Source organism: Cohnella lubricantis (assembly GCF_014212015.1).
Classification (GTDB): domain Bacteria; phylum Bacillota; class Bacilli; order Paenibacillales; family Paenibacillaceae; genus Cohnella; species Cohnella lubricantis.
Genome location: NZ_JACJVN010000033.1, coordinates 1 through 14,917, shown reverse-complemented (window position 1 = coordinate 14,917; position 14,917 = coordinate 1). Strand labels below are relative to the sequence as shown.

General features: G+C 58.5%; 11 protein-coding genes. 3 read left to right on the top strand and 8 right to left on the bottom strand.

Annotated features, from left to right (window positions below):
- Positions 1–63: 63 nt before the first annotated feature.
- The 4 genes from H4Q31_RS08955 to H4Q31_RS08940 form a co-directional block, all read right to left on the bottom strand.
- On the bottom strand, positions 64–1,584 hold the full coding sequence (locus tag H4Q31_RS08955) for an ATP-binding cassette domain-containing protein (protein WP_185178732.1): 1,521 nt from the start codon (positions 1,582–1,584) through the stop codon (positions 64–66).
- Between the two features lie 92 nt (positions 1,585–1,676).
- Positions 1,677–2,780, bottom strand: a complete 1,104-nt coding sequence (locus tag H4Q31_RS08950; RefSeq protein ID WP_185178731.1) for a sugar ABC transporter substrate-binding protein — start codon at positions 2,778–2,780, stop codon at positions 1,677–1,679.
- 181 nt (positions 2,781–2,961) lie between these two features.
- Positions 2,962–3,996 (bottom strand): Gfo/Idh/MocA family protein, encoded by a 1,035-nt coding sequence (locus tag H4Q31_RS08945; RefSeq protein WP_245347151.1) that lies wholly within the window; start codon positions 3,994–3,996, stop codon positions 2,962–2,964.
- Between the two features lie 2 nt (positions 3,997–3,998).
- Positions 3,999–4,730, bottom strand: a complete 732-nt coding sequence (locus tag H4Q31_RS08940) for a ThuA domain-containing protein (protein WP_185178729.1) — start codon at positions 4,728–4,730, stop codon at positions 3,999–4,001.
- A 186-nt stretch (positions 4,731–4,916) separates the two neighbouring features.
- On the opposite strand from H4Q31_RS08940, the gene H4Q31_RS08935 reads away from it, so the two are divergent.
- Entirely contained in the window at positions 4,917–5,852 is a 936-nt protein-coding gene (locus H4Q31_RS08935) for an AraC family transcriptional regulator (protein ID WP_185178728.1), read from the top strand.
- Between the two features lie 2 nt (positions 5,853–5,854).
- Here H4Q31_RS08935 and H4Q31_RS08930 read toward each other — a convergent pair whose 3' ends face one another.
- On the bottom strand, positions 5,855–6,640 hold the full coding sequence (locus H4Q31_RS08930) for a lipase family protein (RefSeq protein WP_185178727.1): 786 nt from the start codon (positions 6,638–6,640) through the stop codon (positions 5,855–5,857).
- 139 nt (positions 6,641–6,779) lie between these two features.
- On the opposite strand from H4Q31_RS08930, the gene H4Q31_RS08925 reads away from it, so the two are divergent.
- A complete protein-coding gene (locus H4Q31_RS08925; RefSeq protein WP_185178726.1) occupies positions 6,780–7,703 on the top strand; it encodes a proline dehydrogenase family protein in 924 nt (307 codons plus the stop codon).
- Positions 7,704–7,790: 87 nt separating this feature from the next.
- On the opposite strand, the gene H4Q31_RS08920 is transcribed toward H4Q31_RS08925, so the two are convergent.
- The 3 genes from H4Q31_RS08920 to helD form a co-directional block, all read right to left on the bottom strand.
- Positions 7,791–8,900 carry a M24 family metallopeptidase gene (locus tag H4Q31_RS08920; protein WP_185178725.1) on the bottom strand — a complete coding sequence of 370 codons (1,110 nt, stop codon included), beginning with the start codon at positions 8,898–8,900 and terminating at the stop codon, positions 7,791–7,793.
- Between the two features lie 66 nt (positions 8,901–8,966).
- Positions 8,967–10,793, bottom strand: coding sequence for a DNA helicase RecQ (recQ, locus tag H4Q31_RS08915; protein ID WP_185178724.1), 1,827 nt, complete (start codon positions 10,791–10,793; stop codon positions 8,967–8,969).
- Positions 10,790–13,315: an RNA polymerase recycling motor HelD gene (helD, locus tag H4Q31_RS08910; RefSeq protein WP_185178723.1), complete on the bottom strand. Its 2,526-nt coding sequence runs from the start codon at positions 13,313–13,315 to the stop codon at positions 10,790–10,792. Before helD ends, recQ begins: the two co-directional genes overlap by 4 nt.
- A 320-nt stretch (positions 13,316–13,635) precedes the next feature.
- On the opposite strand from helD, the gene H4Q31_RS08905 reads away from it, so the two are divergent.
- Complete coding sequence (locus H4Q31_RS08905) at positions 13,636–14,313, top strand: hypothetical protein (RefSeq protein ID WP_185178722.1); 678 nt, start codon at positions 13,636–13,638, stop codon at positions 14,311–14,313.
- The last annotated feature ends 604 nt before the right edge of the window (positions 14,314–14,917 follow it).

Here is a 14,917-nt window from a genome sequence, read left to right as displayed (position 1 = left end):
ATTTCTCCGTTAATGGAGCGGTAGGCGTTGGCTTACCGGTGATCGGTTTCATATGTCTTCCCCCTATTGCGTTGCCAGCTTCATGATTTTCTCCTGATCGGCTTCCTCGATGGGCAGTTCGCCCTTAATGCGGCCTTCGGCCATTACGTACACGCGATCGCTCATGCCGAGCACTTCGCCTAATTCCGAAGAGATCATAATGATGCTCATGCCTTCGGCAATCAGTCTGTTCATGATCGTATAAATCTCGAACTTCGCGCCGACGTCGATGCCTCGCGTCGGTTCGTCGAGAATGAGCAGCTTCGGCCCGACGAACAGCCACTTGCCCAAGCTGACCTTCTGCTGGTTGCCTCCGCTCAAATTGCCGACCAATTGCTCTACGGACGGCGCTTTTATATTTAAGGAGTCCTTGTATTCGCTTGAGATCTTCACTTCTTCGTTGTCGTTAATGACGCCGCGGGAAGCGATGGCCTGCAGATTGGCCGCCGTAATATTCTGCTTAATGTCCTGAATAAGGAATAAGCCGTCTCCTTTGCGGTCCTCCGTCACATAAGCGATGCCCGCTTCAATCGCGTCCTTCGGCTCCCGGAATTTCCTGCTCTCGCCATTCATCAGCAGCTCGCCTTGAATCCGGTACGACTTCGGGTTGCCGAAGATGCTCTGCGCGAGCTCCGTTCTTCCCGATCCCATCAGTCCAGCGATGCCGACGATCTCGCCTTGCCTGACGTGAATGCCGGCGTCCTTCACGACTTCACGTCCAAGCGCAGGATCGTATGCCGTCCAATTGCGGATCTCCAATACGTTGCTGCCGAAATTCTTGTTCGAGCGCTTCGGGTAAATATCGTCGATCTCTCGACCGACCATGTTCTTGATAATGGCGTTCTCTGTAATCTCGCCCTTAGCCGCATCCAGTGTACAGATCGTGTGCCCGTCCCGCAAGACCGTCGCCTTATCCGCAATCGCGATGACCTCCTTCAGCTTATGGGAGATCATAATGCAGGTAATCCCCTGCTTCTTCAACTCCTGCAGAAGCTTCAGCAGGTTCTCGCTGTCATTCTCGTTCAGAGCCGCCGTCGGTTCGTCCAGTATAAGCAGCTTCACGTTCTTGCTTAACGCTTTGGCGATCTCGACGAGCTGCTGCTTGCCGACGCCCAAATCCTTCACCAGCATGTCGGGATTGACGTCCAGCTTCACCACCCGCAGCATATCTTTGGCGCGCGCGATGGTCTCATTCCAATCCACGATCGCCCCGCGCTTCACTTCGTTACCCGCAAAGATGTTCTCGTAGACGGACAAGTCGGGGAACAGCGCCAGTTCCTGATAAATAATGACGATGCCCGCGCCGACGCTGTCGCTTATGCTCCCGAACCGCTGAATCTTGCCTTCGAAGACGATGTCGCCCGAATACGTGCCGTGCGGATAGACGCCGCTCAGCACTTTCATGAGCGTCGATTTGCCAGCGCCGTTCTCGCCGACCAGGCAATGGATCTCGCCCTTCTCCACCTTGAAGCTGACATTCGAGAGGGCTTTGACGCCGGTGAATTCCTTGGAGATATCGTTCATCTCTAAAATGTATTTGCTCATGCTCCTGCTCTCCTTAGCCATACACTCGCAGAATAGGGAATAGTGATAGACGACTCTATCACTATTCCCACCGACCTATGGCCTATTGACGATTACAGACCTTCAAACTCGCTTGCTTGATAGTAGCCGGAGTCAATAATTGCAGATTTAACGTTCTCTTTGTCTACGACGGTGATTGGCGTTTGCTTCGCCGGAACGTCCTTTGTATTGTTATTCTTGACGCCGTTCGTCTCCGGCGTCTTACCTTCGAGAACCGTTACCGCCATATCGATGGCGTCTTTGGACAGAATGCGCACGTCCTTGAACACCGTCATCGATTGCTTGCCGTCGATGATATATTGGATCGACGCTTGCGCGGCGTCTTGGCCGGAGATCACATAGCTAGTGATCGCACTATCCGAGGCGAACGCGTCAGCGATCGAACGGGCTGTGTCGTCGTTCGGCGCCAGGATTACGACGTCGCCCTTCATGTCTGCTGAAGCAGCCGTCAAGTGCGTCTGCGCCAAGTTCTTGGCGTCGCCAGCATTCCAGTTCGTCGTGACTTGGCCGATGATCTTGGCCATCTCCTCACGCGTCAATTCGGCTTTATCCTTCAAAGCTTCCGCTTCGCTGGAGTTTGCGATCTTGAATGTGCCGTCTGCAATCTTCGGTTGCAGGACGGACCACGAACCGGTAAAGAAGTCGAACGCGTTGTTGTCCGTAGCCGAGCCTGCGTACAAGTACAGCGGCTGGCCGTTGCCCTTCGCATGATCGACCAAATATTGCGCCTGTTCTCTACCGACGGCGACACTATCAAACGTAACGAAGTAGTCGACAGCGTCGGTGTCCGTGATCAGACGGTCGTAAGCGATGACCGTGATGCCTTCATCCTTGGCGGCTTCAACGGCAGCGCCTGCCGCAGCGCCGTCTTGCGGGCAGATGATCAGCACCTTAATGCCTTTGGAGATGAGCGACTCGACGTTCTCTTTCTCCTTGGCGGTGGACCCTTGGCTGAACAGAACTTCTGTCGAATAATCGGTGTCCTTGAGCAGATCCTTGAAGCGCTGCTCGTCCTGCGTCCATCTCTCTTCATCCTTCGTCGGGAGCACGATGCCGACGTCGACCTTGCTGCTGCCGTTCTTGCTGCATGCCGACGCGAACGCGGCCAGCAACAGGACGACGAGCAGAAGCGGAATCGTTTTCAACAGCTTTCTCATCTGTATACCCTCTCCTTTTCTATAGCGGCTTCTGCCAACTTCATCCTGATCTTAGCACCGCGTCCGTCGCCGAAGAATACAATTTCCTCATGAGTTTCTTGAATATCCTCATGTCATCTCGAGGGAAAGCAAAGAACGGGATCCGCCGCTTCCGGATCCCGTTCTTGTTGTTGCAGCTTAATTACAGTCTTACTTCTCTTCCCAGCTCCGCCGATTCGTAGATGGCGGACAAGATCTTGATCATATCTACGCCTTGGTCCGGCGTGATGATCGGCCGCTCGCGGCCAAGCACGCAATCGACGAAGTGACGAATGTTGGCCGTATGCTGCGGAACCGGGGCTGCCGTGAATTTCGGCTGCTGGTCGATCAGCACGCCGCCGCTCTCCGTGAACAGCTTCAGCTTGTCGTTCACCAGACTGAAGCCGCCTTCCGTCCCTCTCCATTCGAGGAACTTCTTCTCTTCTTCGATGTTCGATGCCCAGCTGAACTCGATCTGCAGCGAAGCGCCGTTATCGAAGCGAATGAAGCCGGCCGCCAAGTCCTCCACGTCGAACGTGCCCTCCGGCACCTTGCCCGAAGCATCCGGACGGTCCGCGAATTGGCGGTACGTCGAGCCCGACACCGTCACCGGCTTCGGATTTCCGGCCAGCCACATCGCCAGATCAATCATATGCACGCCAAGGTCGATCAGCGGCCCGCCGCCGGACAGCTCCTTCGTCGTGAACCAGCCGCCTCGGCCGGGGATGCCCCGTCGGCGAATCCAGCCGCAGCGGCCCATGTACATCTCGCCCATCTGCCCTTGCTCGATGATGCGCTTGGCGAACTTCGCTTCTTCGCTGAACCGGTTGTTGCGCATTGCCATGAGCAGCTTGCCGGATTCGCGCGCGGCGTCCGCCATGCGCTGCGCTTCTACCGGATTAACCGCGTCCGGCTTCTCGCAGAAGACATGCTTGCCTGCGCGAAGAGCGGCGATAGCGATCTCCGAGTGATACAGATTCGGCGTGCTGATGCCGACGATATCGATCTGCGGATTGGCGATCAACTCGCGGTAATCGTCATAAACCTTAGCATGGGGGAAATCCTTGGCGGCCGCTTCGGCGGACGCCCGGAACGCGTCGCAGAACGCGACGATCTCGACTTCCTCGCAGGCGAGCCATCCGGGAAGATGCGCCCATTTGAAGATACCGCCCGTGCCGACTACTCCTATTCTCAACATGTTCATCCATTCCCCTTGATCGTCTCGAGCGGTTGGGAGTGGCCGTATCGCGGATATTCCCGATCCACGGGCGCAGCCCATCTTACCGCATTGTTGATGACCTTCTTCACATTCGGATTATGGTAAGTCGGATACGACTCATGTCCGGGACGGAAGTAGAAAATCTTGCCCGAGCCGCGCGTATAGCAGCAGCCGCTTCGGAACACTTCGCCGCCTTCGAACCAGCTGACCATAACCAGCTCGTCCGGCGCCGGAATGTCGAAGTGCTCGCCGTACATCTCCTCCTGCGGCAGCTCGAAGTATTCGCCGAGGCCGGCTGCGATCGGATGCGCCGGATTCACGATCCAGATGCGCTCCTTCTCGTCGGCTTCCCGCCACTTCAGATCGCAGGAGGTGCCCATCAGCTTCTTAAATATTTTCGAGAAGTGTCCAGAGTGCAGCACGATCAACCCCATGCCTTGCAGCACGCGCCGATGCACCCGTTCCACGATATCGTCCTGCACGTCGCCATGAGCCATATGTCCCCACCAGATTAGGACGTCGGTGTCGTTCAGCACTTCCTCTGTTAACCCATGCTCTGGCTCAACCAACGTGGCCGTACGGATCTTGCCCGTCGTATCCAGCCCTTCGGCGATCGCCCCGTGGATCCCGCGGGGGTAGATAGCCGCGATAGCCTCCTTCGTGACCTCATGCCTATATTCGTTCCATACTGTTACATTAATCGGTGCGCTCATCTTATCAATCTCCCTTCCAGGGTTAGGCTACTCCATCATTGTATTGAAGAAAGGGCTTCCATTCGATGGCCCATTCAATCTATTTATTACGGTATTCTGTCATCCAAATCTATTCAGGAACTGAATATGGTAGAATAACATTACACCATTCGATCAACCATCTCGCACAATGGGAGGCTAATCCCCATGTATCCGGAGCTTCTGTATGAGCATGTCATTTACCAGAATCCGTTCCTCGCGATGCGGATCTGGCAGATCGATTCCGACAATCTCGCTTCTGAAGAGACGCGAAGGCGAACGGAACAGGATTGGCGGCAATCTCGCTATTCCGGCTGGCATTATCACGAGGAAGTAGAGCTTCTGCTGATCCTTAAGGGCGAGCTGACGGCCTTCTGCAAGGAAGAGCAGCTTCAGCTTCGCAAAGGGGATATCGCCGTGTTCGGTTCCTCCGAACCGCATACAACGCTGCAGACCAGAAGCAGCAGCGTTAGCTATATCGTTCTTCAGATCAACCTGCGCAATTATTGGGATCCCAGCACGCTGAACAGCATGCAGCACTTCTCCGAAGTGCTCCGTCCGCTCAGCTCCCTTAACTATATCTATCGGGAGAACAAAGATGCCCGGTTGCAAACTGCGGCGCTGATCCGCGAGATCTACCGGGAGATGAACGACGCGAAGATCGGCTATGAATTGGCCGTCTCTTCACGAATCAAGAGCATTCTTCTGTTGCTGCTGCGCCATGACGTACGGTCGCGGCTTCAGTACAACCATAACGATCGGCTGGCCGAGCGGCTTCAGCCGGCTATCGATTACGTCGAAGCTCATCTGAGCGACAAGCTGTCCGTAACCGAGGTCAGCGGACTCGTCAACATGAGCTACACTCATTTTATCAAGATGTTCAAGAGAAGCATTGGCATGTCGTTCACCGACTTCGTCGTCTATAGGCGGATCAAGAAAGCCGAACAGCAGCTGCTCGTCAACGACGAGGCCAGCATCTCGGAAATAGCGGAAGCGGCCGGATTCTCCAATCTCGGCCACTTCTACGAGATGTTCCGCCGCTTGAACGGCTGTTCCCCGAAGCAGTTCAGAGACCGCATGCGGCGGCACGATCCGCTGGAATAAATTCACTGCGCGGGACAGAAGCCCGGGTTCTCCTCGCACAGCTTCTTCGCATAGGCCGGATCCCGCTTCGACAGCTCCGCGAAGTAACTGCCGATGACATGATTGGAGGAGACATTGCCGCCGCGGAACTCAAGCGCGACGAAGGGCTTGATGTGCCGGTACTCGAACACCAGGTCGGTGCGCGGAATTCGAACCGTAGGCGGTGGAAGATAAGTAACTGCATCATACAGATTGCTGACACGTTGAACGGCGATCTGGCGTCTGGAGAACGCGGTGACGAAGGCAGGGCTGCCGACGCGCGGAGCCCCGTACGTATACAGGATCGGCGAACGAAATCCGGTGTTGCCCGCGACATCCAGCGCGCACAGCACGGCGAGCGCCCCGCCTAAGCTGTGGCCGGTCACGTACAGCGCTTTGCCGCTGCTCATCCCCCGCAGCGAGGTCAGAATCTGATCCCTTGCCGTCTGATAGATTTCCGTGAAGCCGCGGTGAGCCTTACCGGCGTTCTTAGCGTAAGGATATTCGATTTGGCTCGCCAGCGCGTCTGACAGCCAATCGGACGCCGAGCTCGTGCCGCGGAACGCCACGACAATCTCTTCCGAAGATTCCAGAATGAAGCCGAAAGGCTCCCAGACCCGATTCAGCGAGTGGGCGATAAAGCCGGAGTCGACCGTATATCCTGCCGGCACGACGAATTCGTCGTCCGGATGCTCATATTGCTTGTAGGTTTGAACGCACGCGGCGGCGAGCCAGATCGCCTTGCGCGCATCGAAGCTTCTGCGGCTCATAGCCCTCGCCTCCTTCTCCCTAATACATATTTAGGGAGAGGAGACGAATTGCATTCCTCCCAGAAAAATCTGATGCGGCCTCATTCTATCCTTGCCAACCCTTCCCGCATACCTATAGAACAGGAAGAGAGGGATCGGCATGGGCATCGGAACGGGAATGTACAGAAGAATGCTGTTGTCCATTGCAGGCAGACGTACGGTCGAACGGCTGGCCGCTAAGTATGGCGGCAAGCTGGCTTCCCGCTTCATCGCAGGCGACAGCCGCGAGGAAGCGCTGGCTGTCGCCGCAGATCTGAACAAGAGAGGCATCCTGGTCACGCTTGACCATCTCGGCGAAGGCATTCGGCGGCTGGAGGAGGCCAGCAGCTATCGCGACGAATACGTGGAGCTCGTGCGGAGCATCGCGAAGAACGGCGTCCTCGGGAATGTCTCCCTCAAGCCGACCCAGATGGGCCTCGTGCTTGATGCCAAAGCCTGTTATGGCAATATCCGGTCTGTAGTCCTCGAAGCAAGGAAGACGCGCGGCTTCGTGCGCATCGACATGGAGGATTCGCCCTATACGCAGGCCACGATCGATATTGTCCGGCGGCTTCATGCGGAAGGGCTGACCAATGTCGGGACCGTGCTGCAAGCCTATCTGTATCGCTCGGAGCAGGACGCTGCCGAGCTGACGAAGGAGAACATACGTCTGCGGCTCGTCAAAGGCGCTTACAAGGAGCCGGCGTCCATCGCGTATCAGCGATCGGCAGATGTAATCGCCAACCTGCGTAAGATTGCAGGCTCGCTTATGAGCCAAAGCGCGTATGTCGCGATCGGCTCGCACGATGACCGAATCATCAATTGGGTGAGAGACTTCGCCGCGTCTAATGGAATCGCCAAGGATGCGTTCGAATTCCAGATGCTTTACGGACTGCGTATGGGTTATCAGGAGAAGCTGGCGAGCGAGGGGTACCGCGTCCGCTGCTACGTGCCGTACGGCGTCATGTGGTATCCGTACTTCACCAGGCGGCTCGCGGAGAAGCCCGCCAATCTATGGATGGTCGTGAAGCACTCTTGGAGGTAGAGGAATGTCCAATAGCATAACCACTCCCCCCCTCGTCACTGCACTAAGAGAAAGCGCCTCCGCCGAATAGGCTGGAGGCGCTTCTCCTTATTCGCCGAGCCGGATAAGCCACTTCGGGTACGTGGTCAGCACCTCGGCCGTTCCGTCTTCGCGCAGGTAGATGTCGTCTTCGATCCGCACGCCGCCGATCTCGGGCACGTAGATGCCGGGCTCGATCGTGAACAGCATGCCCGGCTCCAGCGGGTTCTCGTTGTTCCCGTGCAGCGACGGGTACTCGTGAATGTCCATGCCGAAGCCATGGCCGACCCGGTGCGTGAAGTATTCGCCGTAGCCGGCCGAAGCGATAACCTCCCGCGCCGCGCGGTCGACGGCCGCGATCGGATGACCGAGCTTGGCCGCCGAGATGCCGGCCTGGTTGGCGGCCAGCACCGTCTCATAGATACGCTCCTGCTCCTCTGTACCCTCACCCATTAAGAACGTCCGGGTAATATCGGAGCAATAGCCCTGCACTTTGACGCCGATATCGATGAGCAGGTAATCGCCTGCCGCGATCGGCACCGCCTCCGGCACGCCATGCGGCAGCGCCGAACGGCGTCCGGTCAGGACGATTGATTCGAAGGAGGGCTTGTCAGCGCCGAAGCGCTTCATTTGATATTCTAGCTCGGCGGTCAGCTCGAGCTCGGTCATGCCGACGACCGCATGGCTCGCTGCGTGCTCCACTACCTTCTCGACCGTATCGATCGCAAGCCTCACCTTCGCAATCTCTTCCTCTGTCTTCCTCACTTTAAGAGAATCGATGAAGGAAGTCAGATCGGCTGTGCGAACGCCGGGGAACGCATCCGCGATCCGCTCCGCCCGGTCCAGCGTCATGTAGCCCTTCTCGACGCCGATCGAAGCGATCCGGCCCGAAGCTTCCTGCTGCAGCCGCGCATAAGCGTCGTCGGTATCCGACAGAGGGACCATCCGCGCCGTGACGCCGGCCTGCGCAGCGGCTTCCGCATCCAACGCCGGCACGAACAGCGTCTCTTCCTCCGAGCGCGCGTCTAGCAGCAGCGCTAGAAATCTCTCATGCGGATTCGACAGGAATCCCGTTAAATAATAAATATTGCTCGGTGCGGTAATCAGCGCCGTGTCGATTCCGTTCTCCTTCAGGTGCGCGAGCACTCGTTGCTTGCGGGAGGCCCAAACTTTGTTCATGACCACACATCCTTCTGCTATTGATAACGCGATTATATCATTGCGGGATAACGATCGATCGTCCGATTATTCCTTCACAGCCGTCTGAAGCAGCTCCAAGAATTCGCGCCCGTACTTGGCGAACTTGGCGTCGCCGATGCCTTTGATCCCGCGCAGCTCCTGCTCGGTTCTCGGCATAAGCTGGCTCATCTCGCGAAGCGTCGCATCATGGAAAATAACGAATGGCGGCACGCCTTCGCGGTCAGCCATCTTCTTGCGCAGCTGTCGAAGCTGCTCGAACAGCTCGGAATCGTACACATCTTGGTCTCCCGCGTCCCCAGCGCCGCTTCTGCCCCTGCCGCGTCTTCGGACAATAGCGGGCTCGACCCGGCGGAACACTTGCTCACGCCCTTCGATGACGCCCCTCGCCGGCTCGGCTAGCTGCACAACCGGATACTGGCTGTCCGTCAGCCGAAGATAGCCGTCGGCGATCAACGCATGGATGAGCTGCGCGATCTCCTTCTCCGGACGGCCGCTCATCCTGCCGTAGACGCTGAGCGAATCGAAGCCGAACTGGCGGATCTTCGCGTCGTTCGAGCCCCGAAGGATCTTCGCGATCATCGTGACGCCGAACCGCTGGCGAACCCGCGCGACGCAGGAGAAGATCATCTGCGCTTCCTCCGTCATGTCGACTAGCTCCCGCTCGTCGGTGCAGTTGCCGCAGCGTCCGCACGGCTCCGCGTCTGCTTCCCCGAAGTAGCGCACGATAGCTCGCTGCAGGCAGTCCGACGTGTTCGCGTACTCGACCATATCGTTCAGCAGCCGATAATCGTTCTTCTTGCGCTCCTCATCCGCCTCGCTGCGCTCGATGAAGAACTTCTGCGTCACCGTGTCCGCGGGCGAGAACAGCAGCACGCATTCGCCCGGATCGCCGTCACGTCCTGCGCGGCCGGCTTCCTGGTAGTAGGCTTCGAGGTTCTTCGGCATGTTGTAGTGCACGACGAAGCGGACGTTGGACTTATCGATGCCCATGCCGAACGCATTCGTCGCCACGATAATCTGCAGATCATCCCGGAGAAAAGCGTCCTGCGCCGCATCGCGCTCCTCTTCGCTTAGCCCCGCATGGTACATGCCCGCCGCGATGCCCAGCGACCGCAGGTGCGAGTGGACGCTCTCCACTTCCCGCCGGGTCGCGGCATACACGATGCCCGCCTGGCCGCGGCGCTCGCGGATGTAGCGCTCCAAGTAATCGCGCTTGTCCGCATTGCGGACGACCGACAGCGCCAGATTATCCCGCGCGTAGCCGGTCGTCACCCTTTCCGGACGCGACAAGCGGAGCCGATCCACGATGTCCTGCTTCACCACATCCGTCGCCGTGGCGGTGAAGGCAGCCATGACCGGGCGCGGCTCGATGTGCGCGAGCAGGCGCGCGATGCCCATGTAGCTCGGCCGGAAGTCGTGCCCCCACTGGGAGACGCAGTGCGCTTCGTCCACCGCGACGAGCGGGATCGGCACTTGGCGCACGATCGAGACGAAGCGCTCCGATTCCAGCCGCTCCGGCGCGATGTAGACGAGCTTGTAGCGGCCCTCCAGCATCCCGCGAAGCCGCTCGTTCGTCTCCTGAGCGGACAAGGAGCTATTAATATAAGTAGCCGGAATGCCCGTCTCCGTCAGCGCGTCGACCTGGTCCTTCATGAGCGAGATGAGCGGCGACACGACGAGACTGACGCCATCCAGCAGCACGGCGGGGAGCTGGTAGCAGATTGACTTGCCCGCGCCGGTAGGCATGACGCCTAGCGCATCGCGTCCGTCGAGTATGGCGCTCACCAAGCGCTCCTGCCCGCTGCGGAACGAATCGTAACCGAAGTAACGCCTTAGCGCATCCCGCGCCTGCTCCATAACGGCCGCGCTCATCGGTTCACCTCCGCTGACGAAGGGACGTCCGTTGCGGATTGAACTTTCGCTGCCCTTGGCAAAGCGCCAGAGTTGGTCGGCACTGCTGCGTCCGCTGCCGCAGGGGCAGCATCTGCAGCCGTTGGCGCTTCGTTTGACGCCTGTGCGGACGATGAGTCCGTTGCGGGTACAGAGCCTCCGCTTGCCGCGAGTAACGGCGACGGCGCTCCCAAGCAGTACACATGCAGCACATGGAGCGCCCGCGTACATACGGTGTACAGCAGCTTGCGATCCTGCTCTCTGCCGTAGCGCGCGTCCGAAGCGTCCCAGACGAGCACCGCGTCGAACTCGATCCCTTTGGACAGATAAGACGGCAGAATCGAGACACCGCGCGGCAGGTTCGCCGATCCGCCGGTAACGAGCGTCACCGGCACGTCATCGCCCAGCCTCTCCTTCACCAGCGCGCTGGCGTTGGCGCATTCGCGCGCCGTCTTCGCGATGACGCCAATCGTCGCGTAGCCAGTCTCCAGCAGCGCCTTCGCATCCGCTGCGATGCGATCGGCAAGCTCCGCCCCGTCGGCGCATGACGCCAGCAGCGGCTCCTCTCCTTGGCGATGGAACGGCGAGATGCCCTCGGCATCCTCCGGCTTCAGGATCCGCTTGGAGAAGTTGACGATCGGCTCGGTCGAGCGATAGCTGGTCGACAGCCGCCATACTTCGGTCTCCTGTGCCGGAACGAGCCGCGTCCAGCCGCCGAAGCCGCCGCTCTCCTCCGCCTGCGCGTAGATGGCTTGGTTGAAGTCGCCCAGCACCGTCATGCGCGCCCGCGGGAACCTCCGGCGCAGGAACGCCGCTTGGAACGGCGAATAGTCCTGCGCTTCATCCACGAATAAGTGGCGCACTTCGCCATCCACTTTGCGGAAGCCCTCAAGCGCCTCCAACACATAGAGCAGCGGGGTCGCATCTTCGTGGTCGAGCTCCTTGCGATCCATCGTCTCTTCCGCGCGCTGCGCCATCCATTCATAGCCGGCCGGCAGACGGCCGTCCGGCGCGCAGGCGGTGAACAGCGTGCGGCTGCGGAACAGCTCGCGGTACGTCGCGAGCGGGTCTAAGAAGCGGAAGCCCTTCACCGCTTTGCGCAGCGGAGCGATCGCATTCTCCGCAGCCCGCTTCATCAGCAGCTCGGAGATCTGGGCTTCGTCGTCGAACGTCTCCTCCCCGTAACCGCCGCGCCGTCGCAGCTCGACATACGCGCGCTGATACTCCTCGTCGTCGGTCAGCTCCGCCGCTTCCTGCACCCACGGCTCTTTCAACTGGCTGTCTACCCACTGGTCCAACTGCACGTTCAGCCAGCGGCGAAGCTTCGCGAGCCGGTCGCCGAAGTGTTCATGCCCGAGCACGCCGTAGAAATGCTCCTCCATCTGCTCCACGGACACGATCGTATCTTTGCGGAACCGCAGCAGACGGAATTTGACGCCTTCCTTCTCAAGCCGCTTCAAGTAGCGGTTCACCGTCTCGAAGAAGTGCTTCGAGCCTTTGTACCTGGCCGCCGTCTCGCGAGCATCGCCCTCCGGCGTTCCTTCAGCAGCGCTGAGCGCCTCTGTCTGAGAGAATAAATCCTCGACCTCGTAACGCCGGCCGAGCCGGGATTCAATCAATTCTTGGAACGTCATCTGACGCATGTTCGCTTCGCCGAGGTCCGGCAGCACCCGCGAGACATAGCCTTTAAACACAGGGTTCGGGGAGAAAAGAACGATCTGATCCGGCGTCAGCGTATCCCGATACCGGTAGAGCAAATACGCGATTCTCTGCAGCGCGGCAGACGTCTTGCCGCTGCCCGCGGCTCCCTGCACGACGAGAAGCTTGTGCTTCTCGTCGCGGATGATGCGATTCTGTTCCTTCTGAATCGTCGCTACAATGCTTTTCATCGATGTATCCGACCGTTCGGATAGCACCGCTTGAAGAATCTCGTCGCCAATCGTCTCATCCGTGTCGAACACATGCTTCAAGACGCCGCGGCGAATGACGAACTGCCGCTTCAGCGTCAGCTCTCCCTCAATGGTTCCGCTCGGCGTCTCATACGAAGCCGGCCCCGGCTCGTGATCGTAGAACAAGCTGGACACCGGCGCTCGCCAATCGTAGACGTAGAACGTCTCACCGTCGTCGCCGACGATCGTGCCTCTGCCGATGTAGATGCTCTCCTTGAAGCCGTCTCCCGCTTCCTTGAAGTTAATTCGCGCGAAGTATGGGTTATCGCGCTGCAGCGCCAATCTCGATGCCGCGGTCGAAGCGACCTTGTGGCTCCGTTCGCGTTCGGCCAGAATCTCCGCTTGCTGCACGATGCTGCTCCAAGTCTCGCCAAGCTCCGTCTCGTCCGAGAAGTTGAAGCTTACGTCGTCCCAGAATTCCTGCCGGATGCCGACGACATCCCCGCGCCGCTCGCCGAGCACCGACAGCTCCTTCAGCAGCCGGCGCTCCACGATGCCGAGCACTTCGGTTAGCCGCTTCTCTTCCTCCTCGCGGATGGACCGTTCCTTCGACACAAGCCTCTTCCTTTCCCCTGAACGAACTTTTCGATATCCCTTGTTGTATCATGCCTACCTGCTCAGTGCAAGCCGGGGCTGGAGGAACTTGGGTCACGTTCCGCTGGCAATCCATTGGATCTGGCGAGCTTAACTGCACCAATTCGGATAGCCGCTCTATTCGCAGCCGCGCTAGGCGGCTATTAAGCCGAGTTGCTCAGGACTCGCCATTCTCCCCCATTTTTGATAAGATAATGCTAATAAATGCACGTGAAGAACACGTCGCATGCTCCGTCAACGGGCTGCGGCGTGTTTTTTATTTTTGGATGAGGAGTGATGACATGTTTGAGCGCATGCAACAATTCGAGGATGAGTTTAAGTCGCTTCATCAACGGCAATTGGCGGAATCTCGCGGGCAGCGGCGGGAGATGCTGGAGAGAGATCTGTCCAATACGAGGACAATGTTGGAGGTACTCTACCCCGTGATCCGGTCACTTGACGATGTTGTGCTGGAATACGAAATGATCGCTTTATCCGGAATACGGATCTATGGAGACGCCTTCCTTCGTTCGTCTGGGACAGTGCTCGAGGAGGAGAACTACATCACCCATGCGGAGCAGATCACTCGCAAGCGATTCAGCTTCGAACGGGCTCGCACACGATCGGTTACCGCATTAGGCTATGCTTATTATCCGTACTCACGGGACGAGCTGGAGCAGCAACCGGAGTCTTGCCGAAGAGATCTTCAAGCGCTGATAAGCATGAAGCTGAGCGGAACGGGAGCCGGGTTATTGGAACTGCCTGTTGTTGAGCGCGAGGCACTGCGTTTTGCCGCTTTGCGACTGAAGTCTTTTCAACTAGTTGAACTGTCGGACTGGCTCCGGATGAGTAAGGAAGCCAGTAGCAGAGCGGCCAGAAGCTTAGTAGCCAAAGGTCTGCTGGTTCGAATCGGTGGGGGTGAGCACAGATGCTTTGAATTTGCCATCTCGGACAAAGGACGCGCTGTTATGTTGGGCTAGACGCTTCACCTCCTTGGTGAGACTCTTGCTGCCCATAGTGACGTTAACAGCCGAGGCCGCGTAACTCTGCTCCAGCGGCGCTCAGTTGGCGAGTTACTCGGCCAACCCGTGTAACTCTGCTCCAGCAAGGCGCTCAGCTGGCGAGTTACTCGGCCAAACCGCGTAACTCTGCTCCGGCGAGGCGCTCAGCTGGCGAGTTACTCGGCCAAACCGTGTAACTCTGCTCCGGCAAGGCGCTCAGCTGGCGAGTTACTCTGCCAAACCGCGTAACTCTGCTCCGGCGGGCGCTCAGCTGGCGAGTTACTCGGCCAAACCGTGTAACTCTGCTCCGGCTAGGCGCTCAGCTGGCGAGTTACTCGGTCAAACCGCGTAACTCTGCTCCGGCGGGCGCTCAGTTGGCGAGTTACTCGGTCAAACCGCGTAACTCTGCTCCGGCAAGGCGCTCAGTTGGCGAGTTACTCGGCCAAACCGTGTAACTCTGCTCCGGCGGGCGCTCAGCTGGCAAGTTACTCGGCTTTTCCGCGTAACTCTGCTCCGGCAAGGCGCTCAGCTGGCGAGTTACTCGGCCAAACCGCGTAACTCTTCTCCGGCGAGGCGCTCAGCT

Bases quoted from the DNA above. Each gene is read 5' to 3' on its own strand.
- H4Q31_RS08955 (WP_185178732.1), bottom strand. From the start codon at position 1,584: ATGAGCAAATACATTTTAGAGATGAACGATATCTCCAAGGAATTCACC.
- H4Q31_RS08935 (WP_185178728.1), top strand. From the start codon at position 4,917: ATGTATCCGGAGCTTCTGTATGAGCATGTCATTTACCAGAATCCGTTC.
- H4Q31_RS08905 (WP_185178722.1), top strand. From the start codon at position 13,636: ATGTTTGAGCGCATGCAACAATTCGAGGATGAGTTTAAGTCGCTTCAT.
- H4Q31_RS08945 (WP_245347151.1), bottom strand. From the start codon at position 3,996: ATGTTGAGAATAGGAGTAGTCGGCACGGGCGGTATCTTCAAATGGGCG.
- H4Q31_RS08940 (WP_185178729.1), bottom strand. From the start codon at position 4,730: ATGAGCGCACCGATTAATGTAACAGTATGGAACGAATATAGGCATGAG.
- H4Q31_RS08925 (WP_185178726.1), top strand. From the start codon at position 6,780: ATGGGCATCGGAACGGGAATGTACAGAAGAATGCTGTTGTCCATTGCA.
- H4Q31_RS08920 (WP_185178725.1), bottom strand. From the start codon at position 8,900: ATGAACAAAGTTTGGGCCTCCCGCAAGCAACGAGTGCTCGCGCACCTG.
- H4Q31_RS08950 (WP_185178731.1), bottom strand. From the start codon at position 2,780: ATGAGAAAGCTGTTGAAAACGATTCCGCTTCTGCTCGTCGTCCTGTTG.
- recQ (WP_185178724.1), bottom strand. From the start codon at position 10,793: ATGAGCGCGGCCGTTATGGAGCAGGCGCGGGATGCGCTAAGGCGTTAC.
- H4Q31_RS08930 (WP_185178727.1), bottom strand. From the start codon at position 6,640: ATGAGCCGCAGAAGCTTCGATGCGCGCAAGGCGATCTGGCTCGCCGCC.